The sequence below is a fragment of the Stenotrophomonas sp. 3diitr2024 genome, assembly GCF_042136455.1.
Classification (GTDB): domain Bacteria; phylum Pseudomonadota; class Gammaproteobacteria; order Xanthomonadales; family Xanthomonadaceae; genus Stenotrophomonas; species Stenotrophomonas sepilia.
The window spans coordinates 1-24,903 of record NZ_JBHHMJ010000253.1 but is presented as its reverse complement, the minus strand read 5'-3'; the positions used below and the strand labels follow the sequence as shown (position 1 = coordinate 24,903).

The window sequence follows — 24,903 nt, the reverse complement described above, 5'->3', positions numbered from 1 at the left end:
CCAACCAACCCACGGAACGCACGCTGTTGCTGTTGCGTCTGATGTTGCCGGCCAGCGGCCGGCACTACCGGAAGGCGTGCTCAGATCGTCTCGCCAAACGCCTTGGCCAGGTTCCGGTAGGCCTTCTTCTGCGCCTCGTCGGTCGCGGCCGGGGCCACGATCTCGATCTCGACGATCTGGTCGCCATCCGGATTGCCCGGCAGGCCACGCCCGCGCAGGCGCAGCTTGCGCCCGGCATCGGAGTCGGCCGGGATCTTCAGTTCCACCGCGCCGCCCAGGGTCGGCACGCTGATGCTGGTGCCCAGCGCGGCCTGCCACGGCGTGACCGGCAGGGTGTAGAGGATGTTGCGGCCATCGACCTCGAACTGCGGGTGTGCGGCGTACTCCACTTCCAGCAGCAGGTTGCCGCCATGGTTGCCCTGCCCCGCCAGGCGGATCACCTGGCCCGGACGGATGCCCTTGGGCACGCGCACGTCCAGCTGCTTGCCGTTGACGGTGATGCGCAGGCTGTCGCCGCTGTAGGCCGCTTCCAGCGGTACCGACAGCTTGGCGCGGGTGTCGCGGTTGGGCGCATGGCCCTGGCTGCTGAATCCCGGGCCAGGGCCGGCACCGCCGCGCTGGCGCGCGAACAGGCTTTCGAAGAAGTCGCTGAAGCCGCCGTTGGCGCCACCACCCCCGAACACTTCCTCGAAGTTGAAACCACCGGCGCCGCCGTAGTTCGGCGGCACGTTGAACTCCTCGCCCGGGCGATAGCCCTGAGCGCGCAGCTGGTCGTAGGCTGCACGCTTTTCCGGGTCGCGCAGCGCCTCATAGGCCTCGTTGACCGCCTTGAACTTGTCTTCGGCCCCGGCCTCCTTGCTGACGTCCGGGTGGTACTTGCGTGCCAGCCGGCGGTAGGCGGTCTTGATCTCCGCCTCGCCCGCGCTCGGTTCCACCCCCAGGGTGGCGTAGTAATCCTTGAATTCCATCCAGCTACCTCGATCTGCTTCGGCCGCGCCGGTGGCGCCGCCCCGGGTTCATTCTACGCGCCGGCGATGCTACGCCGTCGCTCGTGCGGCCCCGGTGAGGCCGACTGATCCTGCGCAATGCGGTTGCCATCGCCCTGCCCCAGGCTATGGCTGGAAGCCCGCTCCGCAAAGCCTGAAGATGGGCCCTGCACGCCGGTTTTCCAATGTCTTGACGTCCCTGTCCCATCCGGCCCACTACGCTGCCCCAGCAAGGAGTTCCCCATGACCATCCATGTCGGCGACCGCATTCCGGAAGTCACCCTCAAGCGCATCCGCGAGGGCATTGAAACGCTCGATACGCATTCGCTGTTCGACGCGCGCAAGGTGGTGCTGTTCGCCGTGCCCGGCGCGTTCACGCCGACGTGCTCGGCCCGTCACCTGCCCGGCTACGTCGAGAAATTCGAGGCCTTCCGCCAGCGCGGCATCGATGTCTACTGCATGGCCGTCAACGACCCGTTCGTGATGAAGGCCTGGGCCGCCGATCAGCACGTGCCCGACGGCCTGCTGATGCTGTCCGACGGCAATGCCGAACTGACCCGTGCGCTCGGCCTGGAGCTCGACGCCAGTGCCTCGGGCATGGGCATCCGCTCGCGCCGTTTCGCCCTGTTCGTGGTCGACGGCGTGGTCCGCGCCGCCTGGGTTGAACAGCCCGGTCAATTCGAAGTGTCTTCGGCCGACTACGTGCTGGAGCACCTGCCCACCTGATCTCCCACCGCAAGAGGAAACGGCCAGCCATGTCCAGCAAGCCAGCCAAAGCCCCCAAGCCCACCGCGCAGATTCCCGGCATCAGCGAGCGCACGGCCCTGCGCGAGCGTGCCCGGCGCAACATCGAGGATGGTGCGATCACCGACAGCTACAGCGCCGACCGCAAGGTGGTGATCAAGCTGCTCAACGACGCACTGGCCACCGAGTACGTGTGCGTGCTGCGCTACTACCGGCACTACTTCATGGCCAAGGGCATGCTGGCCGACGCGGTGAAAGCTGAATTCCTTGAACATGCACAGCAGGAACAGGCGCATGCCGGCAAGCTGGCCGAGCGCATCGTGCAGCTCGGCGGCGAGCCCGACTTCAACCCGGATACGCTGACCGCGCGCTCGCATGCCGAATACAAGGAAGGCAGCGACCTGCGCGACATGGTCCGCGAGAACCTGGTGGCCGAACGCATCGCCATCGACAGCTACCGCGAGATGATCAACTTCATCGGCGACCGCGATACCACCACCAAGCGCATCCTCGAAGAGATCCTGGCACAGGAAGAGGAACACGCCGACGAGTTCGCCGATCTGCTGGATGGGTGGATCGGGGAGTGATCCGGTAGATGCCCACCCTGGTGGGCGCCTTTGCCGCGTGCCAACCAAGGTTGGCACCTACCAGAGCACGGCGGTGTCGTTGGCGCTGGACCGCGCGCCGCGCATGGCCCGGCGCCTACCGGAGGACAGTGAACCGTACCTGCGTCCACGCGCCGTCTGCGGCCAAGGCGGTCAGGGTATGCGCACCGGGATCGGCGAACTCGCGCTGCATCAACTGCGCGCCGTGGGTCTGCGCGATCCAGCGGCCGTCCAGCAACCAGTCCACCGCCTGCTCGCTGCCCAGCGCGCGCAGCTGCAGGCGCACGCCGTGTTCCGAATTAGGCGCGCGCGCCAGCGTGGCGCCGTCATTGAGCCCGTCCACATGCAGCGCGACGCTGGCCTCGCGCCCGTCGTCGCGGCAGTCTGGCGACAGTCCCGGCAACTGCGAAGCCTCGCGCGTGGCCTTGGGCAGCCACGGTGACAGCAACGCCGGCCAGCGCGCGATCTCGCGGGCGACTTCTTCGTGCGGCAAGCGGCAATCGGCAGACACGCGCAGTCCGCTGCGGGCATCGGCCAGGTAACGCTGCCGGCCCGGCTGCCAGCGCCGCGCCTCGCGTTCGGGGAAGGTCGGCGGTGCGGCGCCATCGAGCAGGTAGGCTGGCATCCGCCGCTGGCACAGTGCGGCCGGCAGTCCCTCGGCACGTTCGCCAGTGGGCCAGCAGATGTCTTCCTGGCTGACACTGGCCGGCATCGGCGCGGCCGCCGAATCACCACGCTGGCGCGGCAGGCTGTCCACCACTTCGAACATCAGCGGCAGCGCGGTGACCGCGCCGTACTGGCCCGGCAACGGAGTACCGTCCGGCCGGCCCACCCACACGCCCACCGTGTAGTGGCGGGTACTGCCGATCGCCCATGCATCGCGGTACCCGTAACTGGTGCCGGTCTTCCACGCCACGCGCGGGCGGCCACCGACATCGAACGTCCCGGCGCTGTATCCCGGGCGCGGGTTTGATTCGAGCATCTCGCGCACGATCCAGCTGGCGCCCGGCGAGGCCAGGCGCCGCTCGATCATCGGCTCGTCGTCGGTGTAACGCACGCGGCCGGCGATACCGCTCCGGTTGAAGGCGGCGAACGCGCCGACCAGGTCTTCCAGACGCGCGCCGGTGCCGCCCAGGATCAGCGACAGGTTGGGCGAACTGCCCGGCGGGAAGCGCAGCTGGATCCCGGCGTGCGACAGGCGGGCAGCGAAGCGCGCCGCGCCGACCCGCTGCAGCAGATCCACCGACGGCACGTTGAGCGACAGCCGCAATGCGCTGGTGGCACCGATGGGCCCATTGAAGGCCATGTCGAAGTTGCCGGGGCGGTAGCTGCCGAAACTCTGCGGTGCATCGACCAGCAGGCTTTCCGAATGGATCAGGCCATCGTCCAGCGCCATCGCGTACAGGAACGGCTTGAGCGTGGAGCCTGGCGAACGCCAGGCCTGCACCATGTCCACGTGACCCAGCCGCTGGCGGTCACCGAAGGACAATGTACCGACATAGGCGCGTGCCTGCAGGGTCCGGTTGTCGACCACCAGCAGGGCCGCCGAGGTACGCTCGGGCAGCGTCGAGAAATAGCTGGCCACGCGCTCTTCCAGCGTACGCTGCAGGCCGATGTCGATGCTGCTCTGGATGCGTGCCTGGCCCGGATGCGCCGAGTGCAGGCGCTGCGCCAGCAGCGCGGCGTGCAAGGGAGGGCGCAGCGAACGCGCCACCACGTTCTCGACGCGCGCATCCTCCACTTCTTCCGGTGTCCACGCGCCCAGCTCGGCCATGCGTGACAGCACCTTGTCGCGCGCCTTCTGCGCAGCTTCCGGATGGCGGTCCGGGCGCAGCCGGCTGGGCGCCTGTGGCAGCACCGCCAGCAGCGCAGCCTCGGCATGCGACAGCTGCGCCGCCGGCTTGCCCAGATAGGCCCAGCTGGCCGCTTCCACGCCTTCGATGGTGCCGCCGTAGGGTGCACGCTCCAGGTACAGGGCCAGGATCTGCTGCTTGCTCAGGTGCACCTCAAGCTGCACCGCACGCAGCATCTGCTTCAGCTTGCCCCACGGGGTGCGTGAGTGCGGATCGAGAATGCGCGCGACCTGCATGGTCAGGGTCGAACCGCCGGACACGATGCGGCCGCCGCGCAGCAGCTGGCCGCTGGCCCGCAGGATCGCCAGCGGGTTGATGCCCGGATGGCGCCAGAACCAGCGGTCTTCATAGGTCAGCAACGCCTGCAGGTACAGCGGTGAGACGCTGTCGATCGAGGCCGGATAGCGCCACACGCCCTCGGCATCGGCAAACGCGCGCAATGGCGTGCCGTCGGCAGCCACCACCAGGGTGCTGGTATCACGCTGCTTCGGCAGCGGCGGCGGGAAGGCGAAATCCAGCACCAGCAGCAGCGCCAGCGTGGCGGCCGTGCCCCAGCGCAGCCACGGCCACAGTGGCCGCAGCCGGCGGCGCAGGGCTGCCAGCCGGTTCGTCATCGTGTTCTTCATTGCGGGTTGCCAGCAGGACGGGCCGCGCCGTCGCGGCCCGTCCGCGCGGTCACGGCTGTACCACCGTGATCGTGGTCGGGTTGCTGCGGCCGACGCCGCGCAGCTGCGGCCGGTACATGTCCTCCACCAGCGGCGGCGGCACCGAGTAGGTTCCCGGCGTCACCGCGCGGACCAGGTAGAACACGTTGGCCTTGCTGCCACGCGAGAGCTTCAGCGCGGCCACGTAGCGGTCGTCGCGGAACTCCTCGTGCTTGGTATCGGCGGCCTCACCACGGTCGCTGATGGTGATGCCATCGACCACCACGTCGGCCCACTGCTTGGCATCGCCCAGGTTGAAGTTCTCGATCTCCAGGCCCGCCGGCAGCAGGTCGGTCAGCAGTGCATCGGGCATCGTGGTGTCGGCGGTGACGGTGACGCGCACGATCAGCGCTTCGCCTTCCTTCAGCGGGCGCGGCGACCACGGCTTGCCATCGGTGCCGTAATAACTGCGCTCGACGCCCAGCACGCTGTTGTCCGGTGCCGGTGCGCTGCGCGGGATGCCGGCCACATCAATGCTGGCGAACATCGGCGGCTGCCCCTGCGGGGTGAAGCGCACGCCGCTGGCCAGCTCGCTGGCGCTGAAGTTGCGGCCGAACAGCTTGCGCTCGCCAATGGCTTCGGTGCTGCCACCGATCACCAGCTCACCGGCCACCAGCGCCTTCTGGTTGGCGGCCAGGGCCTTGCCGAGGCGGGCAATCGCCACCTGTTCCTGCGTGCTCAGCCACATCCAGCCGGCATTGCGGCGCGCATCCAGGCCACGACCGAGGTCGACCGCGCGCGCGTCCCAGGCCGGCCTGGCCAGCTTGTTCTCGTGGGTCAGCGCGATCATCAGCGCGTCATCGCGGATCGCGCTGCCGTAGTCGCCGAAGTACGACGGGCGCTCGCTGCTGGACTTGGCGAAGGCCGCCGCCAGCGCGGCCTGGCCACGCTTGGCATCGCCCTGCAGTGACAACGCCACGCCCAGGTGGACCAGCGACAGGCCGCCCACCGCCTTGCTGCGCTCGTTGTCGTACAGCGTACGCAGGGTACCCAGCGGCGCACGGTTGACCCGGGCCAGCACGTAGCCCGAATAGGCCTGGTTGGCGAACTTCAGCTTCTCGCGGTCCTCCTGGCCATAGAACTGATTGCCGCCGGACAGCAGATCCTCGCTGAGCCGGTTGAGCGCCTTCTGCAGCACGTTGTCGGGCACCGCAAAACCGGCGTCCTTGGCGTCGAGCAGGAACTCGGTGATGTACGGCGTCAGCCACGGGTTCACGTAGCCGTCGTCACCCCACATCGAGAAGTTGCCGTTGGCCACCTGCATCGACGCCAGGCGACCTAACGCACCTTCCATGCGCTCTCTACGGGTCTTGGCATCCAGGCCATCGGCGCCGAGCATCGACGAGGTGGCCTGGTCCAGGATCAGCGCGGCGTAACCCTTGCTGGTGGTCTGCTCGGCGCAGCCATATGGATAGTTCAGCGCGCCCTGCAGTGCACTGGCGAACGGGATCGGCGGCAGCGGGCTGACCAGCAGGCGGGCATTCACCGACTCGGACATCAGGCCCTCGGTCAGGCTGTTGTCGAGGCTGACCGCGGCCAGCGGATCGAGCGTGCGCACCTGCGAACGCAGCACCTGCGGCCACGCCGCACGCACCGGCAGGTCGTAGCGGCGATCAGCCTTGAAGCCGTTGCCGTCCACCCGCACCCGCACCTTGGCCACGCTGTGGCCCTCGCGAGCCGACAACGGGAAGCTCAGCGTGGTCTTGGCATCGGCATTCAACTGCACGCTGCGGCTGCCCTCACCCAGGTTCAGCGGGCCTTCGCTCTCCACCTTCACGTTGAACTGCCCCGGCTTGCCGGTGAAGTTCTGCACGTCCAGGGTCACGGTGCTGCGGTCGCCCGGGGCCAGCACGCGCGGCATGCTGGCTTCGGCCAGGATCGGGGCGCGCACAATGGTTTCCACGTCACGCTTGCCGTACTGGTCATCGCTGTAGACCAGCGCCGACACGCGCAGGGTGCCGTTGAAGTCCGGCACTTTCAGCCGGATGCGGGCATTGCCCTTGGCATCGAGCTGTACCGGGCCGGAGAACAGGTCCACGGTCTGCACGCGCGCGGTCGGGCGCTTGGCCTGCGGCAATGCCTGCAGCGCCATGTCGCCGCCGAACTTCAGCTTGCCGCTGCCACCATCGAAGCTCTCGATCACCCGGCTGTAGATGTCGTAGGCATCGATACCGAGGCGACGCTGGGCAAAGAAGTGTGCACCGGCATCGGGCACCGGGAAACGGGTGATGTTGAGGATGCCCACGTCCACCGCCGAAACGGTGACGTGCGCGGTCTTGCCGGCCAGCTGCGGCGCACTGACGGTTACCGGCAGGTCCTGCTCCGGGCGCATCTGCTTGGGCGCGACCAGGCCGACGGCCACCGTGCGGCCCTTGCGGTCCATCGGCACGTGCACCACGCCCACCGCGCGGGCCGGGGTGATCTTGCTCGGCGCACTGCCGCCACGGAACACCAGCGCGGTGATGTAGACGTCGTGGCGCTCCCAGTCGGCGGTGACCGGGATCTTGAAGGTCGAACCCGGCTTGGCCTCGATGTCCTGCACATACAGCATGCGGTCGGTCTCGACCATCAGGATGCCCTTGCCGGCGTGCGGCGGGGTCACCGTCACCTCCAGGGTGTCACCGGCCTTGTAACCGGTCTTGTCCAGGCCCAGCTTGACCTTGTCCGGGCGCGCATCCAGGCCACGGTTGTCATCGCCCCAGCTCCAGCCGGCACGGAACGGATAGCGGCTGGTCAGGCCGGTGGACGGATCGAACACGTCCACCCGGTACTCGCCCCACTCCACCGGGAAATCAAAGGCGACCGCGCTGTTGCCGGCATCGACGGTGCGGGTTTCCTTGTTCTCGAAACGGCGGGTGAAGTCGTAGTCCCAGCGGTTGTCGTTGAAGGTCCAGTGGTAGTCGCGCAGCTCGCGCACCAGGGTGATCTTCAGGCCCTTGGCCGGCTGCGGCGTACCAGCGGCATCCACGCGCATCAGCTCGAAGCGCGCGTTGCCGTTGGAATCGGCGCCATCGTCCGGGTTGAACAGCGGTCGCACGCCGACCAGCGCATTGGCCGGCCACATCACCCGCTTCAGGGTGCGGGTGACTGTGCGGCCGCCGGTTTCATACAGGCTGCCGGACAGCACCACGGCGATCGGCGCCTTGGCCTTGGCCGCCTCTTCCGGCAACGCCACATCCTCACGCAGCTGGCCATTGGCCGGCAGCGCGGTATCGATCACGTCCTTGGCCTCGCGCGGCAGCTGCAGGGTCGGGTCACCGAAGAAATAGCCCGGCAGGCCGTCCACCGGCTTCTGTTCGGCAGCCACCGCCATGCGTGCGGTGAAGCGGTTGCCATCGGCCGGTGCGCCATACAGGTAGGCACCATTGGCCTGCAAGCGCAGGTCCTCACCCGGCTTCAGCGTCTTCTGCGCACTGTCCAGGTCCAGCTTCATGCGTTCGGGCAGGAACTCCTCGATGCGCAGGGTCATGCCCTGGATCGCTTCCTTGCTGGCCGGGTCGGTGCGGAACTCGACCTGCCAGCGCCCGGTCGGCGCCTCGGCAGGGATCACCTGCTCGAAATTGATGTAGCCCTGGTCGCCTGGCTGCAGGCGGGTCTCGCGGAAGGTCTTGCCGTCGGGCTGTTTCAGCCGCAGGAACACCGGTTGCGCCTTGACCGGCTTGCCGTCGTTGTCGCGCAGCAGCGCGGACAGCCGCACGGTCTCGCCGGGCCGGTACAGGTCGCGCCCGGACCAGGCATAGACATCGAACCAGGCGTTGTCACGGCCAGCCACGGCGAATTCGCTCAGGTCCAGCGCCGGCTGGTTGAACGGCAGGAAGCTGGTGTCCTTGCCACTGCTGGCAACCAGCACGTGGGTGGCATCCAGGGTGTAGTTCAGCAGCGCATTACCATTGCCGTCGGTGCTGCCCTTCAGCACCACCTCGCCCTTGGCGTCGAGCACGCGCAGGTCGATGCCCTTCAGTGGCGCGCCGTCCTTGAGGCCGGCGGTGTGCACGAACAGCTTGTCCTTGTAGGCGCGGGTATGCAGGCCGATGTCGCTGACCGAGAAGAACGCGGTGTCGAACTCGCCTTCGTAGTCACCGGTACGCTTGAGCAGGGCGAAGTACAGGCCCGGCTCCTGCAGTTCCTTGATGTCCTGGGTGGGCAGGTAGGTCAGCACCCGCTCGTTCTGCTTGCCGCCAAGGATGAAGCGGTTGACGTAGACCGGCTCGGCCAGCTTGTTGATCGGGCTGCGCTCGTAGTCGCTGCTCAGCTCCCAGCTGCCACGGCGGCCGCCGCGCTGGTACTGGCTGAAGAAGGTCGGAAGATCCTTCTCGCGCACGCGCAGGAATTCGACGTCGACTTCCGGAACGTTCACCGAGACCACCGGCAGGCCACGGCTGTCCTTGGCCGGCAGCACGCTGCCCTGCGAGGCGAAGCCGACCACCGGCTTCAGCTCGCCGCTGAAGACCTTCTGCTTCAGTTCCTTGCCCAGCCGGCTGCCGTCAGCGGCCAGCAGGTCCGGCGACACCACCAGGCTGAACTCCTTGCCGGCCTCGACAAACGGGTAGCGCAGGGTCAGGCCGTCATCGGACAGCGTCCAGCTGCTGTCTTCGGTACCGACCTTCTCCTCGAAGCGCACCAGCGTGTCGAAATCCTGGGTGCCAACCAGCGGGCGCGAGAACTCCAGCGCCAGCGACAGGCCGTCATTCTTCTGGTCCGGGTAGGCGCGCAGCAGGGTGAATTCCTTCACCTGCTCGGCCTTGGTGGTGATCGCCTCGCCACTGGCCTTGGGCAACTGCCCGCTGTCGTTGCGGCAGCCGGCCAGGCCCAGCAACAGGCCTCCCGCCAGTACCGCCGCCGCCCATCCCCACCGCTTCCGCCGTGCCGGACCGCTCATGTCGTCACTCCTTGATCGAGGTGGCCATTATAGGCAGGCCGCGTCAAGGCGTTGGCGCCCCGGCGGTCGGAAACCCGGTTCCGCCCGGGACCCGCTAGCCGCCAACCTTGGCTGGCGCCCCCCACATGCCAACCAAGGTTGGCATCTACCAGAGCGGCCTCACCCCGGCAGGTACAGGCCCACATAGTCGGTCACCGGCATTGCCGCCAGCGCCACCGGATCCAGTGATGCCGCCAGGATGCGCTGCTGCTGGACTGTCGGGAAGCGGTGGGCCAGGTGCCGGCGGAACTTGTCCATCAGCAGCGGAATGCCTTCCTCCCGGCGTCGGGCATGGCCGAGCGGGTATTCCACCAGTACCTCGGGCAGCTCAGTACCGTCGCTGAAGCGCACGCCCAGGCCGTTGGCGATGCTGCGCTTGTCCGGGTCCAGGTAGTCGGCGCTGAGTTGCGGATCCTCATGGCAGGCCATCTTCGCCCGCAGGGCATCGATGCGTGGATCAGCGGCAACGTCGTCCTCGTAATCCTCGGCCACCAGCCGCCCGTGCAGCAGCGCGATGGCGACCATGTACTGCACGCAATGGTCGCGGTCGGCCGGGTTATGCAGCGGGCCCTGCTTGTCGATGATGCGGATGCAGGCTTCCTGGGTCCGGATCGCGATATGCGCGATGTCCTCGACCCGCCGCCCCATCGCACGCAACTGCTGGTGCAGCATGATGGCCGCCTCCACTGCGGTCTGGCCATGGAACTCGGCCGGGTAGCTGATCTTGAACAGCACGTTCTCCATCACGTAGCTGCCCAGCGGTCGCCCCAGCGTCAGTGCCTTGCCATGCATCGACACCGCTTCAAAGCCCCAGGTCGGCGCGCTGAGCACGCTGGGGTAGCCCATCTCGCCACTGGCCGCCATCAGCGCCAGGCGCACGCCACGGCTGGTCGCATCGCCAGCTGCCCAGCTCTTGCGCGAGCCGGTGTTGGGTGCGTGCCGGTAGGTGCGCAGGGACTGACCATCGACCCAGGCCAGCGACAACGCATTGAGCATGCGCTCGCGATCCAGGCCGAGCAGCTGCGCAACCACAGCGGTGGTGGCCACTTTGACCAGCACCACGTGGTCCAGCCCGACCCGGTTGAAGGAATTCTCCAGCGCCAGCACGCCCTGGATCTCGTGCGCCTTGATCATTGCCAGCAGCACGTCGCGCACGGTCGGCGGTGGGCGCCGCAGAGCCTCCGCGTTGCGCCCCAGCCAATCGCAGACGGCAAGGATGCCACCCAGGTTGTCCGAAGGGTGCCCCCATTCGGCCGCCAGCCAGGTATCGTTGAAATCCAGCCAGCGCACCATCGCGCCGATGTTGAAGGCGGCCTGCACCGGGTCCAGCACGTAATGCGTACCCGGAACGCGCGCGCCGTTGACCACGCTGATGCCCGGCACCAGTGGACCAAGCAGTTTGCTGCAGGCCGGGAAGGACAGCGCTTCCAGGCCGCAGCCCAGCGTGTCGAGCAGGCAGTGGTGCGCGGTCTGGAACGCCAGGGGTGAGTCGATGCGCGCGTCGCGCACGTAGTCGACGATGCCCACCAGCAGCGCATCCCACGCTGCACGCTCGTTGGATGGGGTGTGGCTGTCGGACATTATCGATCTCCTCGTTGCGGTGCACGGTTGCCCGTGCACCATGCCAACCAAGGTTGGCATCTATCAAAGCAATCGGTCTCTGCGGCCCGGTAGTCGCCAACCTTGGTTGGCGTTCACCAACGCATCACTCGACCGGTACCCGCACCTTGCCTTCCATCAGCACGCGGGCGCTGCGGCTCATGATGGCCTTGGTCACCGTCCATTGGCCGTCAACGAGACCGGCCTGCGCACCCACGCGCAACGTGCCGGAGGGATGGCCGAAGGTCACCGCTTCGCGTTCGCCGCCTCCAGCAGCGCGATTCACCAGCGTGCCCGGAATCGCTGCCGCGGTGCCGATCGCCACGGCAGCGGTACCCATCATCGCGTGGTGCAGCTTTCCCATCGACAACGCACGCGCATGCAGGTCGATCGCCGAGGCCGGAATGACCTTGCCACTGGACGACACGTAGTCCTGCGCCGGTGCCACGAAGGCCACCTTCGGCGTGTGCTGGCGGGTCGCCGCATCTTCCAGGTTCTTGATCAGCCCCATGCGCAAGGCGCCGTAGGCGCGGATCTTCTCGAAGCGCTCCAGCGCCCCCTTGTCCTCGTTGATCGCAGGCTGCAGTTCGGTGCCGGTGTAGCCCAGGTCGGCCGCATTGAGGAAGATGGTCGGAATGCCGGCGGTGATCATGGTCACCTCGAAACTGCCCACGCCCGGCACGTCCAGGGTGTCGACCAGGTTGCCGGTCGGGAACATCGCGCCCGCATCGCCGTCATCGGACGGATCGATGAACTCCAGCTGGATCTCGGCGGCCGGGAAGGTCACGCCATCCAGCTCGAAATCACCGGTCTCCTGCACTTCGCCATCGCGCATCGGCACGTGGGCGATGATGGTCTTGCCGATGTTGGCCTGCCAGATGCGCACGGTGCACAGGCCGTCGCGTGGCACGCGGGACGGATCGATCAGGCCGTTGGCGATCGCGAACGGACCCACCGCAGTGCTGAGGTTGCCGCAGTTGCCGCTCCAGTCGACGAAGGCGGTGTCGATCGAGACCTGGCCGTACAGGTAGTCCACATCGTGGTCCGGCACCGAGGCGGTGGAAATGATCACGCATTTACTGGTGCTGGAGGTGGCGCCGCCCATGCCGTCGGTCTGCTTGCCATACGGATCGGGCGAGCCGATCACGCGCATCAGCAGCGCATCGCGTGCGGCGCCCGGCACCTGCGCGGCGTCGGGCAGGTCCTGCAGGCGGAAGAACACGCCCTTGCTGGTGCCACCGCGCATGTAGGTGGCGGGAATACGGAGTTGAGGGAGGAAAGTCATGGATCAGTATCCTGGGTGCGACGAACCAATATCGGGGTTGAGCTCCTCGTCTTCGAGCAGTGCTTCCATACCCCGCGAAGCATTCCAGATGCGCACGATGGAAACGTGCGCAGGTAGCTCCACGTAGTAGACCAGGTAGCCGTCGAAGCGACGAACCGGATGAAAACGCAACGGCGCTGGCAGCGAGGGCAACAGATCCGCATGCAATGTGGAACCAGCACCCGGGTGAGCCTCGATCAGCTTGACGACGGACTCCACCGCATCGATGAAGCCAACTTCCAGCACTTCTCCGCCCTGATCTGCATACCAGGCTGCTGCCTGGTCGAGATCTAGAACCGCTGCAGGAGACCAGTGCGAAGGTCTCACTTGCGGTTCCGAGCACGCTCACGGAGCTTGTCGAAGTGATCCGGCGCCAGAGGCGCCGAAGGACCAGAAGACAGCCCCTCGGCAATCAACTGCTTGAGCAGCTCTTCAGCCTTGCTGCGCTGGCGCTGGCGGATCAGGTCGCGCACATAGTCCGACGTGCTGGAGTAGCCGCCTTCGCGCACTTCTTCGTCCACGAACTGCTTGAGCGGATCAGTCAGCGAAATGTTCATGGTGGCCATGAGACTCTCCATTGGCAGTTTTTGCCAAGTCAGTGTGCGCCCTGCCCAGGTGTCGGACAAGCCCGCCCCCGGCCTCCGGGGGCAGGCATTCAGGCCGGTATCACGCCACCTTGGCGCCTTCCAGGAAGTCCTGCGCGAAGCGCTGCAACACGCCACCGGCCTCGTAGATCGCCACTTCCTCGTCGCTGTCCAGGCGGCAGGTGACCGGCACGATCACGTCCTGGCCGTCGCGGCGGTGGATGACCAGCGTCAGCTCGGCGCGCGGGGTGCGCTCGCCGACCACGTCGAAGGTCTCGGTGCCATCGATGCCCAGGGTCAGGCGGGTGGTACCCGGCTTGAACTCCAGCGGCAGCACGCCCATGCCGATCAGGTTGGTACGGTGAATCCGCTCGAAGCCCTCGGCCACGATCGCCTCCACGCCAGCCAGGCGCACGCCCTTGGCGGCCCAGTCACGCGAGCTGCCCTGGCCGTAGTCGGCACCGGCAATGATGATCAGCGGCTGCTTGCGCTCCATGTAGGTCTCGATGGCTTCCCACATGCGCATCACCTTGCCTTCCGGCTCCACGCGCGCCAGCGAACCCTGCTTCACGCTGCCGTCGTCGTTGCGCACCATCTCGTTGAACAGCTTCGGGTTGGCGAAGGTGGCGCGCTGCGCGGTCAGGTGGTCGCCGCGGTGGGTCGCGTAGGAATTGAAGTCCTCTTCGGGCAGGCCCATCTTCGCCAGGTACTCACCGGCGGCACTGGAGGCCAGGATCGCGTTGGACGGCGACAGGTGGTCGGTGGTGATGTTGTCCGGCAGCACCGCCAGCGGGCGCATGCCCGACAGCGTGCGCTCACCGGCCAGTGCGCCCTCCCAGTACGGCGGGCGACGGATATAGGTGCTCTGCGGGCGCCAGTCGTACAGCGGGCTGACCGTCGCGCCGTGCTCCACGCGCACATTGAACATCGGGTTGTAGACGCGGCGGAACTGCTCCGGCTTGACCGAGGCCTTGACCACGGCGTCGATCTCGGCGTCGCTCGGCCAGATGTCCTTCAGGCGCACCTCGTTGCCGTCGGCGTCCACGCCCAGCACGTCCTTCTCGATGTCAAAGCGCACGGTGCCGGCGATGGCATAGGCGATCACCAGCGGCGGCGACGCCAGGAAGGCCTGCTTCGCATACGGGTGGATGCGGCCATCGAAGTTGCGGTTGCCCGACAGCACAGCCGTGGCGTACAGGTCACGGTCGATGATCTCCTGCTGGATGGCCGGATCGAGCGCGCCGCTCATGCCGTTGCAGGTGGTGCAGGCGAAGGCGACGATGCCGAAGCCCAGCTTTTCCAGGTCCGGCAGCAGGCCGGCCTCTTCCAGGTACAGCTGCACCGCCTTCGAGCCGGGCGCCAACGATGACTTCACCCACGGCTTGCGCAGCAGGCCGCGCTCATTGGCCTTGCGTGCCAGCAGGCCGGCAGCGATCACGTTGCGCGGGTTGGAGGTGTTGGTGCAGCTGGTGATGGCGGCGATGATCACCGCGCCATCCGGCATCAGCCCCTGTGCCTGCTCGGCCTTGCCCGCTGCCAGCTTGGCCTCGTCGGCGATGCCGCGCTCGGCCAGCTCGGCGGTCGCCACGCGCTTGTGCGGGTTGGACGGGCCGGCCATGTTGCGCACCACGCTGGACAGGTCGAAGCGCAGCACGCGCTCATACTGTGCGGTGGCCAGGTCGTCAGCCCACAGGCCGGTGGTGCGCGCATAGTTTTCCACCAGCGCCACCTGCGATTCCTCGCGCCCGGTCAGGCGCAGGTAATCGATGGTCTGCCCGTCGATGTAGAACATCGCGGCGGTGGCGCCGTATTCGGGGCACATGTTGGAGATGGTGGCGCGGTCACCGATGGTCAGTGCCGCCGCTCCCTCGCCGAAGAATTCAAGGTACGCGCCGACCACGCGCTCCTTGCGCAGGAATTCGGTCAGCGCCAGCACCACGTCGGTGGCGGTGATGCCCGGCTGCGGCCTGCCGGTCAGCTCGACGCCGATGATATCCGGCAGTCGCATCCACGAGGCACGACCGAGCATCACGTTCTCGGCTTCCAGGCCGCCCACACCAATGGCGATCACGCCCAGCGCATCCACGTGCGGGGTGTGGCTGTCGGTGCCCACGCAGGTGTCGGGGAAGGCTACGCCGTCCTGCACGTAGATCACCGGCGACATCTTCTCCAGGTTGATCTGGTGCATGATGCCGTTGCCCGGCGGAATCACGTCCACGTTCTCGAACGCCAGCTTGGTCCAGTCGATGAAGTGGAAGCGGTCTTCGTTGCGGCGATCCTCGATCGCGCGGTTCTTCTCGAACGCCTGCGGATCGAAACCACCACACTCCACCGCCAGCGAGTGATCGACGATCAGCTGCACCGGCACCACCGGATTCACCTTGGCCGGGTCGCCGCCCTTGTCGGCGATCGCATCACGCAGGCCAGCCAGGTCGACCAGTGCGGTCTGGCCGAGGATGTCGTGGCACACAACGCGCGCCGGGAACCACGGGAAATCCAGGTCACGGCGGCGCTCGATCAGCTGCTTCAGCGAATCGGCGAGCGTGGCCGGATCGCAGCGGCGTACCAGGTTCTCGGCCAGCACGCGCGAGGTGTACGGCAGGGTGGCATAGGCGCCGGGCTGGATTGCATCGACGGCGGCGCGCGCGTCGAAATAGTCCAGCACGCTGCCGGGGAGGTTCTTGCGGTAATCGGTATTCATGGGCTGGCGGAATGCTTGGGGCGGGCCGGGTGCCGGCGGTGCGGCGGCGAAAGCATCCGGCCGGCACGCGGCCGGCCGGATGGGGACAGCAGGTGGATCAGACGCGCTTGTCGATGGCGACGAAGTCGCGGTCTTCCGGACCGATGTAGTTGGCGCTCGGGCGGATGATCTTGCCGTCGATGCGCTGCTCGATGATGTGCGCGCTCCAGCCGGCGGTGCGCGCGATCACGAACAGCGGGGTGAACATCGCGGTCGGCACGCCCATCATGTGGTAGCTGACGGCGCTGAACCAGTCCAGGTTCGGGAACATCTTCTTGATGTCCCACATCACCGATTCCAGGCGCTCGGCGATGTCGTACATCTTCATGCTCGACTGTTCTTCGGACAGCTCGCGGGCCACGTCCTTGATCACCTTGTTGCGCGGATCGGAGACGGTATAGACCGGATGGCCGAAGCCGATCACCACTTCCTTGCGCTCGACGCGGGCCTTGATGTCTTCCTCGGCCTCATCCGGATTGTCGTAGCGCTTCTGCACTTCGAACGCCACTTCATTGGCGCCGCCGTGCTTCGGGCCACGCAGTGCGCCGATGCCACCGCAGATCGCGCTGTACATGTCGCTGCCGGTACCGGCGATGACACGACAGGTGAAGGTCGAGGCGTTGAACTCGTGTTCTGCGTACAGGATCAGCGAGGTGTGCATCGCCTTCACCCACGAGTCCTGCGGCTTCTCGCCGTGCAGCAGGTGCAGGAAGTGGCCACCGATCGAGTCATCGTCGGTTTCCACGTCGATGGCACGGCCGTTGTGGCTCCAGTGGTACCAGTACAGCAGCATCGAGCCGAGGCAGGCCATCAGCTTGTCGGCAATGTCGCGCGCGCCCGGATGATTGTGGTCATCCTTCTCCGGCGCCACGCAGCCGAGCACGGACACACCGGTGCGCATCACGTCCATCGGGTGTGCCGACGGCGGCAGTTCTTCCAGTGCGGCCTTCACCGCGGCCGGGATGCCACGCAGCGACTTCAGCTTGGCCTTGTACGAAACCAGCTCGGCGCGGGTTGGCAGCTTGCCGTGCACCAGCAGGTAGGCGATTTCCTCGAACTCGCTGGTGTTGGCCAGGTCCAGGATGTCGTAGCCACGGTAATGCAGGTCGTTGCCACTGCGGCCCACGCTGCACAGCGCGGTGTTGCCGGCGGCGGTGCCGGACAGGGCGACGGACTTCTTCGGCTTGAAGGTCGGGGTTGCGGTCGTATCGTTCATGTTTCCCTCCGAAACTTGATGGTGCAGGGTACTGCTTATTTCTTGGCGGCGAACAGCGCATCGAGCTGCTGCTCGAAGGCGTGGTAGCCGATGCGGTCGTAGAGTTCTTCGCGGGTCTGCATGGTTTCCACCACGTTGCGCTGGTGGCCATCGCGGCGCACCGCCTGGTAGACGTTCTCGGCCGCCTTGTTGGCCGCGCGGAACGCCGACAGCGGGAACAGCTGGATCGCAACACCGGCCGAAGCCAGTTCATCGCGGCTGAACAGCGGGGTGGCACCGAATTCGGTGATGTTGGCCAGCACCGGCACCTTCACCGCGTCGACGAAGCGACGGTAGGTGTCCAGGTCGTAGGCCGCCTCGGCGAAGATACCGTCGGCACCGGCCTCGACACAGGCAATGGCGCGCTCGATGGCCTTGTCCACGCCGTCCACCTGGATGGCGTCGGTACGCGCGATCAGGAAGAAGTCCGGATCGGTCTTGGCATCGGCGGCAGCCTTCACGCGGTCGACCATTTCACCCTGCGAGACGATCTCCTTGCCCGGACGGTGACCGCAGCGCTTGGCGCCAACCTGGTCTTCGATGTGGCAGGCGGCCGCGCCGGCCTTGATCAGCGACTTCACGGTGCGCGCGATGTTGAACGCACTCGGCCCGAAGCCGGTATCGATGTCCACCATCAGCGGCAGGTCGCAGACATCGGTGATGCGGCGCACGTCCACCAGCACGTCTTCCAGGGTGTTGATGCCCAGGTCCGGCAGGCCCAGCGAGCCCGCGGCAACACCGCCGCCGGACAGATAGATGGCGCGGAAGCCGGCGCGCTTGGCCAGCAGGGCGTGGTTGGCGTTGATGGCGCCGATCACCTGCAGCGGCGATTCGGCAGCAAGCGCCTCACGGAAGCGGGCACCGGCGGAGAAAGGGGCGGAAGCGGTCATGCGGCAATCCAGGTTGGAGAACGGATAGATAGGCGCAAGCACCATGCCAAGCTGCAAGCCGTTGATTTCACGGGGATGACCACCACGCAATAGTGAAACATATGAAACATTGAAACGGATGTATCATGAAACATCACGTCGACCTCCAGCCGCCATGTACCTGCCCCGCTCACCCCTGCGCCACGCCGACACCGACCCCGGTCGCCCGGTGATCTGGACGGTCAGCGTCTCGCGCCTGACCGGCCTGCTCGGCGATGTCATTCCCGAATTCGATCGACGCGCGCGCATCGAGCAGATCAACCTAGGTTTCGAGGAAGCGGTGGATGTGATCGGTCAACGCCTGCGCCGCGAGCATTGCGACGTGGTCATCGCCGGCGGCTCCAACGCGGCCTGGCTGCGCGGTCGGCTGGGGCTGCCACTGGTGCCGATCCAGGCCAATGGCTTCGACCTGATGGAAGCGTTGGCCCGTGCCCGCCGCATCGCCAGCCGCATCGGCCTGGTCACCCACGCCAGCGACGTACCGGCGTTCAGCAACTTCCAGCAGAGTTTCGGCCTGGATATCGAGCACCGCCGCTTCGTCACCCGCGAGGATGCGCGCGACTGCATCGCCGACCTGCGCGCCAACGGCATCGAGGTCATCGTCGGCACCGGCATGGCCATCGACCATGCCGAGCAGGCCGGCCTGCCGGGGGTACTGCTCTATTCGGCCGACTCGGTGCGGCAGGCGTTTGAACATGCGCTGGAGCTGACCCAGGCGCTGGCCCGCTCCAGCGGCAACCGAGCCGCCCCGCGCCGGCGCCCGGCAGCGCGTGCCGACACGCATGAACTGCTCGGCGACAGCCAAGCGATGGCCCAGGTGCGCGCACAGATCGCGCTCTATGCACCGCATGACAGCACGGTGCTGGTCACCGGCGAAACCGGCACCGGCAAGGAACTGGTAGCGCGTCAACTGCACGCCGCCAGCGGCCGTCGCGGGCGCTTCGTGGCGCTGAATTGCGGCGCCATCAGCGAATCACTGCTGGAAGCCGAACTGTTTGGCTACAGCGATGGTGCCTTCACTGGTGCACGGCGCGGTGGTCGCGTGGGCCTGGTCGAGGCCGCCGATGGCGGTACGTTGTTCCTGGATGAGATCGGCGAACTGCCGCTGCCGTTGCAGACCCGCCTGCTGCGCGTGCTGGAAGAACGCGAGGTGCTGCGTGTCGGCGCTACCGAACCGACCGCAGTCGACCTGCGCGTGGTGGCCGCCACCCTGAAGTCGCTGGAACAGCACGCGGCGACCGGCGGCTTCCGTCGCGACCTGTATTACCGGCTGGCCGCGCTACGCATCGCCCTGCCCCCGCTGCGTGCGCGGCGCAGTGACATCCCGCTGCTGGCACAGCACTTCTTCCGCCAGCTGCGTGGCATCGACGCGCCATTGGATGAGGAGGCACTGGCGCTGCTGAGCGCGGCCGAGTGGCCGGGAAACGTGCGCGAACTGCGCAATCTGGTGGATCGACTACGCATCCACTGGCAGCCTGGGGAAGGGTTGATCGATGCAGCGCGCCTGCTGCAGCTGGCACCCGAGCTGGTGCATGAAGGTGTCGCGGCGTTGCCGGTGGAAAGCAACGGCAAGCGGCCACCGCGTGCGCAGCTGGAAGCACTGCTGCGGGAACACCGGCATGATCGTGAGGGCATGGCGCAGGCGCTGGGGGTATCCCGCACCACGCTGTGGCGCTGGTTGCGCGCTGAAGGGTTGTAGAAGTCGAGCTTGCTCGACTGCTTCATCTAAGCCGCCCGATCATCATCGTTGATGTACCAAACGATGAAATCTACGAAATTCTTCCAACGGGCAGGAGTTTCACCCGAAAGAAACTGATCATGCCGAGCCAGGCAATAGTCATGCACATCTTCCTTTCGCACATCGTACAAATACATCCCCTCACCTTCGTCAGATGACAACGGAAGAAAATCCGCTGGGAGCTCGTAACGATCCCAAACGTACTCAGCCTGGTCTGGAATCTTCGGAATTCCAGGACCAACGATACGCAACAACTCAAGCCTACCGCTCACAGCAGGCAGCGCGCCATTGACCGCCATGTAGAAAATCCACATATCGCAGTGAGGAGCAACGCCCAAGCGACGCATGACGTCGGCCGCCGAAGCGCAATCAGGATTCCGACGATCCGGGTACGCGCGAACCACGCGCCGGATCAGATCATTCATCCGCATTCAACTGCCTCCGCATCACTCAATGTTCAACGCGCCCAGCGCACTTCTATCGCGAACCGTCCACTCCCAACTGTGGCAATCCACAACAGCAACACACCCAGCGGCACTTCGCTCAGGTAGAAGAACCAGCTCAACCAATCCGGCACGTTCAGTCCCGCAGGAATGCGCGCGATGCCATCGGTAAGTGCCGCCACCGCGCAGATCCCCGCCAGCAACAGGGCCGAGGGCGGCTCAAAAGGCCCAGTGCCAGCAGTCCACCCGCAATCCATTCGATCACGCCGAGCACCGGCGCACTGAACACCGGGAACGGGATCCTCGCATCGACCAGCGTATGCACCATGCGTTCGCGGCCCGCATCGGTGAACACCTTGTTCCAGCCGGACACGCAGAACATCACCCCGGCCACGATTCGGGCGATCAACAGCAGGAACGCTTCCACGCCGTGACGCGGCGGCGGCACCGCAAACAGGCAACGCCAGGAGGGCATGGCAACTCCGGAAGTCGAGAACATCCGTCGGAGTGTGCCGGTTAAGGGCCTGCTCGCAGATGAAGCAAGCCGGTCCATTTGCGACAGCCTGCTCTTGTGGAGTCGAGCCCTGCTCGACTGCCTCATGCGTCGGAGCAGCACCCGAGCACGGCACGGCTCTACAACCGCCGCCCGTCAGCGAGCAGCAGCTCGATGTCCTCCACCTGCACCACCGGTACCTGCCACGGATGATGCGGCACGATGCCCTGCTCGAAGATGCGCTGCAGCCGCTGCGGATCGCGCGGCAGGCAGAATTCCAGGCGCACGCTGTCGACCACTTCGGTGCGACCCGCTTCACCCTGCACGGGCGACGCCCCCATGCGTGGGCGGAACTGCTCGAATCCCGGCGCCGACCACCACATGCCATGCTCGTAGTCGCCGGCCGCGAGCGCATCCACCGCGAGGATGCCCCGCTTCACTGCGTCCAGCGCGACCGATGGAACAAACACCACCACGCGGTACAGCGGCAGGCGTTGCATCAGTCAGCCTTACGGGTACAGCAGGCGCTTGCTCCAGCGCCCTTCCGCACCGGCTTCATAGCACCAGCGCTCGTGCAGGCGGAACTGCGCGCCGTACCAGAACTCGATGCGGTCGGGCACCACACGCAGGCCACTCCAGCCCTCCGGGCGCGGCACGTCCTTGCCTTCGAAGCGGGCTTCGACCTCGGCCACGCGCGCGTCGAATTCCTCGCGCGTGGCCAGCGTCTTCGACTGCTGCGAAGCCCAGGCGCCGATCTGGCTCATCCGCGGGCGGCTGGCGAAATAGGCGTCGGCCTCGGCATCGGCCACCTGCTCGACGCGACCCTCGATGCGCACCTGGATGCCGGCCTCGCGCAGGCTGCGCCACAGGAACAGCAGTGCAGCCTGCGGATTGGCCTGCAGCTCCCGGCCCTTGTGGCTGTCCAGGTGGGTGTAGAACACGAAGCCACGCTCATCGAACGCCTTCAGCAGCACGGTGCGCGCCGACGGACGGCCGTGCGTATCGGCGGTGGCCACGGTCATGGCATTCGGCTCGATCTCGCGGCTCTGTTTGGCCTCGTCGAACAGGCCGGCAAACGTGGACAGGGCTTCGGCGTACAGGTCGCTCATGGTTGCGTTCTTCTCACACGGATTGGGCTATTGTGGCTGCATGGCCGCTGCTGCGTATATGCCCCAGGTGAAAGGATTCCCCGAAACATTGGCCGAACAGGTGCTGGACGACGCACTGGGCAGTGGCGCAGCGGTTCCAGTATTGGCGATCAGCGGCCTGCAGGGGAGCGGCAAATCGACGCTGGCCGCGCAGGTCGTGGCCCGCGCCCAGGCACGCGGCCTGAACGCCGCCACGCTGTCGATCGACGACGTCTACCTGACCCGCGTGCAGCGCCAACGGCTTGCCCGCCAGGTGCATCCACTGCTGATCACCCGGGGCCCGCCGGGCACCCACGACCTGCCGCTGGCCCACGCAGTGCTGGATGCGGTGGCCGCGCGGCAGCCCTTCGCGATGCCGCGTTTCGACAAGCTGGCCGACGAACGCCTGCCCGAAGCGCAATGGCCGCACCTGCAACAACCGCTGGACCTGCTGGTGTTCGAAGGCTGGTTTCTGGGCACGCCCGCGCAGGATGACAACGCGCTGGACAGCCCGTTGAACGCGCTGGAGCGCGAGGCCGACGCCGATGGCCGCTGGCGGCGCTGGTGCAACCAGGCGCTGGCCCGCGACTACCCGGCGCTGTGGCAGCGCTACGACCGGCTATGGTTCCTGCAGCCGCCGGATTTCTCGGTGGTACCGCGCTGGCGCTGGCAGCAGGAGCAGAACCTGCAGGCCTTTCAGCCAGGCCGGCACGGCATGAGCCGGCCACAGCTGGAACGCTTCGTGCAGTACTACGAGCGGGTCAGCCGGCAGGCACTGCGGGCGCTGCCGGCGCTTGCCGATCACATGGTGGTCCTGGACGGCCAGCGACAGGTGCAGGACGTGCGCTGAGCACGCCTATTCCACCAGGAAGGTCACCCGCAGGTTGACCCGCCATTCGGTGATCTCGCCGCTGCCATTGGTGACCACCTTGGTCTCGTTCACCCAGGCGCCCTGGATGCCCTTGACCGTCTCGGAGACCTTCTTCAGCCCGCTGCGCACGGCGTCCTCCACGCTCTTCGGCGAGGAGGCGGTGATTTCGATGACCTTGGCGACCGTCATGGCCTGTACTCCGGCTGGCGCGGGAGACCCCGCTGGAACGCCTACCCTGACGTGAAGAACGTAAAGGCCAGGGCACGGAGGTGTTAGCATCAGAGGGCATGAATCCTGCTCCGAACCTGATCCTGATCGGCCCGATGGGCGCCGGCAAAACCTGCATCGGCCGCCGCTTGGCCGAGCGCTTCACGCTGGACTTCGTCGATGTCGACCAGGCCATCGTCGATGCCGCCGGTGCCAGCATCCCGACCATCTTCGAGCACGCCGGCGAAGCCGGTTTCCGCAACCATGAACGCGAGGCCCTGGCCCGTGTGCTGGAAGGCCGCAGCCAGCTGGTCTCCACCGGCGGCGGCGCGGTGCTGGACCCCGGCAACCGTGCACTGATCGCCCGCCGCGGCTTCGTGGTCTACCTGCGGGTCAGCGTGACCGCGCAGCTGGAACGCCTGGCCCGCGACAAGGGCCGGCCGCTGCTGCAACGCCCGGACCGCGAGCAGGTGCTGCACGACCTGGCCGCACACCGCGACCCGCTATACCGCGAACTGGCCGACCTCACCCTCGATACCGACCCGTACACCGCTGCCGATGCGACTGCCCAGCTGGTGGTCAAGCTGGCCACGCAATGGCAGCGCCAGGACCTGACTGCATGACTTCCCCCGCCCTGCTGCAGGTCGCCGTTGGCGGCGACCGCCCCTACACCATCACCATCGGCGCCGGTGCCCAGGCCGATGGCGCTGCACTGGCCGCGCACGTTCGCGGCCGCCACGTGCTGCTGCTCAGCGACAGCGAAGTCGCCCCGCGCTATCTGGCGCCGGTGAAGCAGACCCTGCTGGCCGCGCGCCCCGACCTGATCATCGGCGAGCACGTGCTGGCCGCCGGTGAGGCCTCCAAGACGCTGGCCGAATTCGGCCGCGCGATCGAAGCGCTTGCGGCGCTCGGCGCCACCCGCGACGCCTGCGTGTTCGCCCTCGGCGGCGGCGTGGTCGGTGACCTTGCCGGATTTGCCGCGGCCTGCTGGATGCGCGGCGTGGACTGCGTGCAGCTGCCGACCACCCTGCTGGCGATGGTCGATTCGTCGGTGGGCGGCAAGACCGCCGTCGACATCCCGGCCGGCAAGAACCTGGTCGGCGCCTTCCATCCGCCGCGTGCGGTCATCGCAGATACCCGCGTGCTGGCCACCCTGCCGCCGCGCGAACTGCGTGCAGGCCTGGCCGAAGTGGTGAAGTACGGTGCGCTGGGCGACGCGGTGTTCTTCGAATGGCTGCAGCAGCATGCCGATGCGCTGGTCGCCGGTGAAGACCACGTGCTTTCCGAAGCCATCGCGCGCAGCTGCCGGCACAAGGCCGCCATCGTCGAGCGCGATCCGTTCGAGAAGGGCGAACGTGCCCTGCTCAACCTCGGGCATACCTTCGGCCATGCCATCGAAACCGAGCAGGGCTACTCGGCTCCAGGCCGCGATGCGCTGAACCATGGCGAGGCGGTGGCGGTGGGCATGGTGCTGGCGGCGAAGCTGTCCACCGACCTCGGCCTGGCCGACGATGCCGACCGCGCTCGCCTGCAGGCACTGTTGGAACGCCTCGGCCTGCCGGTGGCGATCCCGGCCGGGCTGGACCCGCAGGCCCTGCTCGGCCGCATGCGCCTGGACAAGAAGAACGTGGCCGGCCGCCTGCGCCTGGTGCTGTGGCGCGGCATGGGCCGCGCCGATGCCGATGAACAGGCAGATGACGGTGACCTTGATCGCCACGATGATGGCGTTGACGAACGCCGACTGGGTCACGCCCACGTACAGCAGGCCGGACACCGCCGCCAC

The 24,903-nt window shown here is 67.0% G+C and carries 20 protein-coding genes and 1 pseudogene; 6 read left to right on the top strand and 15 right to left on the bottom strand.

From position 1 onward, the window contains the following. Positions 1-80: 80 nt before the first annotated feature. Positions 81-968: a DnaJ C-terminal domain-containing protein gene (locus tag ABGA94_RS05865; RefSeq protein ID WP_005418339.1), complete on the bottom strand. Its 888-nt coding sequence runs from the start codon at positions 966-968 to the stop codon at positions 81-83. A gap of 261 nt (positions 969-1,229) precedes the next feature. Here ABGA94_RS05865 and ABGA94_RS05860 point away from each other — a divergent pair, with 261 nt between their 5' ends. Together ABGA94_RS05860 and ABGA94_RS05855 are read left to right on the top strand one after the other, a co-directional pair. Then, positions 1,230-1,712 carry a peroxiredoxin gene (locus ABGA94_RS05860; RefSeq protein WP_005418341.1) on the top strand — a complete coding sequence of 161 codons (483 nt, stop codon included), beginning with the start codon at positions 1,230-1,232 and terminating at the stop codon, positions 1,710-1,712. Between the two features lie 29 nt (positions 1,713-1,741). Next, positions 1,742-2,317: a bacterioferritin gene (locus ABGA94_RS05855; protein WP_005418343.1), complete on the top strand. Its 576-nt coding sequence runs from the start codon at positions 1,742-1,744 to the stop codon at positions 2,315-2,317. 115 nt (positions 2,318-2,432) lie between these two features. Here ABGA94_RS05855 and pbpC read toward each other — a convergent pair whose 3' ends face one another. The 9 genes from pbpC to prpB form a co-directional block, all read right to left on the bottom strand. Then, entirely contained in the window at positions 2,433-4,814 is a 2,382-nt protein-coding gene (pbpC, locus tag ABGA94_RS05850; RefSeq protein ID WP_375366652.1) for a penicillin-binding protein 1C, read from the bottom strand. Positions 4,815-4,863: 49 nt separating this feature from the next. Further along, a complete protein-coding gene (locus tag ABGA94_RS05845) occupies positions 4,864-9,771 on the bottom strand; it encodes an alpha-2-macroglobulin (protein WP_375366651.1) in 4,908 nt (1,635 codons plus the stop codon). A 159-nt stretch (positions 9,772-9,930) separates the two neighbouring features. Then, complete coding sequence (locus ABGA94_RS05840; RefSeq protein WP_375366649.1) at positions 9,931-11,391, bottom strand: bifunctional 2-methylcitrate dehydratase/aconitate hydratase; 1,461 nt, start codon at positions 11,389-11,391, stop codon at positions 9,931-9,933. 124 nt (positions 11,392-11,515) lie between these two features. Next, positions 11,516-12,694, bottom strand: a complete 1,179-nt coding sequence (gene prpF / locus ABGA94_RS05835) for a 2-methylaconitate cis-trans isomerase PrpF (RefSeq protein ID WP_005418353.1) — start codon at positions 12,692-12,694, stop codon at positions 11,516-11,518. 3 nt (positions 12,695-12,697) lie between these two features. Continuing rightward, positions 12,698-13,060: a type II toxin-antitoxin system RelE/ParE family toxin gene (locus ABGA94_RS05830; protein WP_069139389.1), complete on the bottom strand. Its 363-nt coding sequence runs from the start codon at positions 13,058-13,060 to the stop codon at positions 12,698-12,700. Continuing rightward, positions 13,057-13,299: a type II toxin-antitoxin system ParD family antitoxin gene (locus ABGA94_RS05825; protein ID WP_139727505.1), complete on the bottom strand. Its 243-nt coding sequence runs from the start codon at positions 13,297-13,299 to the stop codon at positions 13,057-13,059. Before ABGA94_RS05825 ends, ABGA94_RS05830 begins: the two co-directional genes overlap by 4 nt. Positions 13,300-13,399: 100 nt before the next feature. Continuing rightward, on the bottom strand, positions 13,400-16,018 hold the full coding sequence (acnD, locus tag ABGA94_RS05820; RefSeq protein WP_375366645.1) for a Fe/S-dependent 2-methylisocitrate dehydratase AcnD: 2,619 nt from the start codon (positions 16,016-16,018) through the stop codon (positions 13,400-13,402). 97 nt (positions 16,019-16,115) lie between these two features. Next, positions 16,116-17,273, bottom strand: coding sequence for a 2-methylcitrate synthase (gene prpC / locus ABGA94_RS05815; protein WP_005418357.1), 1,158 nt, complete (start codon positions 17,271-17,273; stop codon positions 16,116-16,118). A 35-nt stretch (positions 17,274-17,308) separates the two neighbouring features. Beyond that, a complete protein-coding gene (gene prpB, locus ABGA94_RS05810; RefSeq protein ID WP_005418360.1) occupies positions 17,309-18,202 on the bottom strand; it encodes a methylisocitrate lyase in 894 nt (297 codons plus the stop codon). Between the two features lie 154 nt (positions 18,203-18,356). Here prpB and prpR point away from each other — a divergent pair, with 154 nt between their 5' ends. Further along, on the top strand, positions 18,357-19,940 hold the full coding sequence (gene prpR, locus ABGA94_RS05805; protein ID WP_375366643.1) for a propionate catabolism operon regulatory protein PrpR: 1,584 nt from the start codon (positions 18,357-18,359) through the stop codon (positions 19,938-19,940). 26 nt (positions 19,941-19,966) lie between these two features. Here prpR and ABGA94_RS05800 read toward each other — a convergent pair whose 3' ends face one another. The 4 genes and pseudogenes from ABGA94_RS05800 to pdxH form a co-directional block, all read right to left on the bottom strand. Continuing rightward, a complete protein-coding gene (locus tag ABGA94_RS05800) occupies positions 19,967-20,404 on the bottom strand; it encodes an SMI1/KNR4 family protein (protein WP_238562418.1) in 438 nt (145 codons plus the stop codon). 32 nt (positions 20,405-20,436) lie between these two features. Next, positions 20,437-20,897, bottom strand: a pseudogene (locus ABGA94_RS05795) (DoxX family protein). A 158-nt stretch (positions 20,898-21,055) separates the two neighbouring features. Further along, entirely contained in the window at positions 21,056-21,415 is a 360-nt protein-coding gene (locus ABGA94_RS05790; RefSeq protein ID WP_375366641.1) for a hypothetical protein, read from the bottom strand. Positions 21,416-21,424: 9 nt separating this feature from the next. Beyond that, positions 21,425-22,024, bottom strand: coding sequence for a pyridoxamine 5'-phosphate oxidase (pdxH, locus tag ABGA94_RS05785; protein WP_005418371.1), 600 nt, complete (start codon positions 22,022-22,024; stop codon positions 21,425-21,427). Positions 22,025-22,064: 40 nt separating this feature from the next. Between pdxH and ABGA94_RS05780 the strand changes: the two genes are divergently transcribed. Then, positions 22,065-22,892, top strand: coding sequence for a kinase (locus ABGA94_RS05780; RefSeq protein WP_032954407.1), 828 nt, complete (start codon positions 22,065-22,067; stop codon positions 22,890-22,892). A 6-nt stretch (positions 22,893-22,898) separates the two neighbouring features. Here the strand turns inward: ABGA94_RS05780 and ABGA94_RS05775 are convergent, their stop codons facing one another. Beyond that, complete coding sequence (locus ABGA94_RS05775) at positions 22,899-23,102, bottom strand: dodecin family protein (protein WP_005410663.1); 204 nt, start codon at positions 23,100-23,102, stop codon at positions 22,899-22,901. A gap of 98 nt (positions 23,103-23,200) precedes the next feature. Here ABGA94_RS05775 and ABGA94_RS05770 point away from each other — a divergent pair, with 98 nt between their 5' ends. Together ABGA94_RS05770 and aroB are read left to right on the top strand one after the other, a co-directional pair. Beyond that, positions 23,201-23,743, top strand: a complete 543-nt coding sequence (locus tag ABGA94_RS05770; protein ID WP_053498926.1) for a shikimate kinase — start codon at positions 23,201-23,203, stop codon at positions 23,741-23,743. Continuing rightward, positions 23,740-24,903: 3-dehydroquinate synthase (gene aroB / locus ABGA94_RS05765; protein ID WP_375366638.1), on the top strand; the 1,164-nt coding region annotated here is incomplete at its 3' end. The genes ABGA94_RS05770 and aroB, both read left to right, overlap by 4 nt.